This is a genomic window from Thermovirga sp., assembly GCA_012523215.1.
Classification (GTDB): Bacteria; Synergistota; Synergistia; order Synergistales; family Thermovirgaceae; genus 58-81.
The window spans coordinates 1-1,722 of sequence record JAAYIZ010000304.1; the positions used below are offsets into that span (position 1 = coordinate 1).

The 1,722-nt window shown below is 61.7% G+C and carries 2 protein-coding genes; one reads left to right on the plus strand and one right to left on the minus strand.

Annotated features, from left to right (window positions below; all coding sequences use genetic code 11):
* The coding region (locus tag GX108_08195) for a DEAD/DEAH box helicase (GenBank protein NLO57001.1) at window positions 1-1,092 on the plus strand (1,092 nt) is incomplete at its 5' end.
* 10 nt (window positions 1,093-1,102) lie between these two features.
* Here the strand turns inward: GX108_08195 and GX108_08200 are convergent.
* Window positions 1,103-1,722, minus strand: a 620-nt coding sequence (locus GX108_08200) for a hypothetical protein (GenBank protein ID NLO57002.1), incomplete at its 5' end; no start/stop codon positions are given.

Sequence of the window (1,722 nt, forward strand, 5' to 3'; positions counted from 1 at the left end):
CTCCAGAGGATCACCGGGAGGCCCTTCGCCCTTTACGAAGGTCGCGAGCGGGTGACCAAGCTGGTCTTCACGCCCCGCAAACCGGCGGTGCTGGAAAAACTGCATGACGCGCTGGTTTTCTGCTTCTCCCAGAAGGGGTCGGTGGACCTGGCCTACAAGATCGCCCGTCGGCGGTCCCGCAGGGGCAAGGCCCACCGGCAGAGGATCCACGAACTGGCGGAGATCCTCGATGTGGGCGATGTGTACATGCTGCTTTTGAGGGGCGTCGGCGTCTACCACGGCGGGATGCTCCCCAAGGAAAAACTCCTGGTGGAGTCGGCCTTCCGCGAAAGGATACTGGACGTGGTCTGCGGCACCAACGCCCTGGCGCTGGGGGTGAACCTTCCCGCCGAGTACGTGATCTTCGCCCAGCTGGTCCGCTTCCACGACAGGGAACCCATCTCCAGGAACGAATTTTTGCAGATGGCGGGGAGGGCCGGCAGGAAGGGGCTTTTCGAGACGGGCTACGTGACATGGCTCAAAAGGTCACCCCAGGAATCCAGGGGCTCCGACACGGGCAAAATATTCCGGCGGCTCATGTCGGCCCAGGCCGAAAGCGCCTCGGTGACCCTGAGGCCCGACTATGGGAAACTACTGAAAGGGTGGAGGCTCATCCCCGACGAGGCGGAGTACATAGCGTCCTTCTCCCTTCCCCCGGGCGATAGACGCGTCGTGGAAGAAGAACTGCGAAGAGGGCTGAAGTACATCGACCGGGCCATCCGCGAGATGGTGGACCTCGACTGGAGGGATCGCTTCCGGGAGATCTTGGCCGATATATGGTACGGCGAGATGGAGATAGGAGAGAACCTTGAAATGGCCCACCTCTTCCTGGAGACCGGCAAGGCCGACGCCCTGACGGCCGCCCAGGTGATAAACCTCTTCGAGAAGAGCTACCTGAAGTCCCTCCTCAAGGTCAAGCGCTTCTCCAACCACCTTCCGGCCCAGTACGAGATCACCGGGATGCAGTACCTGGACCGGACGGTGGATGAGATCGACGGAACGATCTACGGCTTCGAGGAGAAGATCCAGGAGATCGAGGGCAGCTCCGCCTGACCCGGCAGGTTCAGCGGGCGTGGAGCCGCTGGGCGGCGATGAACGAAAGGCCCGCCTTTGTAAGTTCCTCGGCCGTATTGTTCACGGCCTCGTGCTTCTTGAGGTAGTTGGTTTTGAGGTTGTCCATGTCGCCCGAGGCAAGGACCTCCGCCTTGTCGCGGAAGTAGTCCAGTATATCCGAGGGGTGGGCCAGGGTCTGTTCGACCTCGGGTTCGCCCCCCTCGTGCTTCGCCGAGATGTTCGGGTAGACGCGGGCTACCTCCAGCAGGTCGGCGCGCCTGTTATAGGGCTGGCGGACGATGCTCCTGTAGGTCTCGGTGATGTGATGTTCTATCCTGACCTTGTCCTCCAGGCCGAGCCTCCTGCGGATATCGGCGCAGGCCAGCAGCGTGGGGGCGTCCACCGAGTTCGAGAGGTTGAATCCCACGAGAGGGGTCGACCCGTCCTCCCTGGCGAACATCCTGGCCATCATCAGCGTCCAGAGGACCGCGTAGGGGTTGTCGTTGCCCATGAATACGGAGATCTTGAAGCCGACGTCGATGCCCAGCCTGTGGAGCAGGTAACCCAGCAGGACCGTCCCGGGGTTGATGTTGAGCACCTCGTTGATTCCGTAGTTGGTGTAGTAGTACA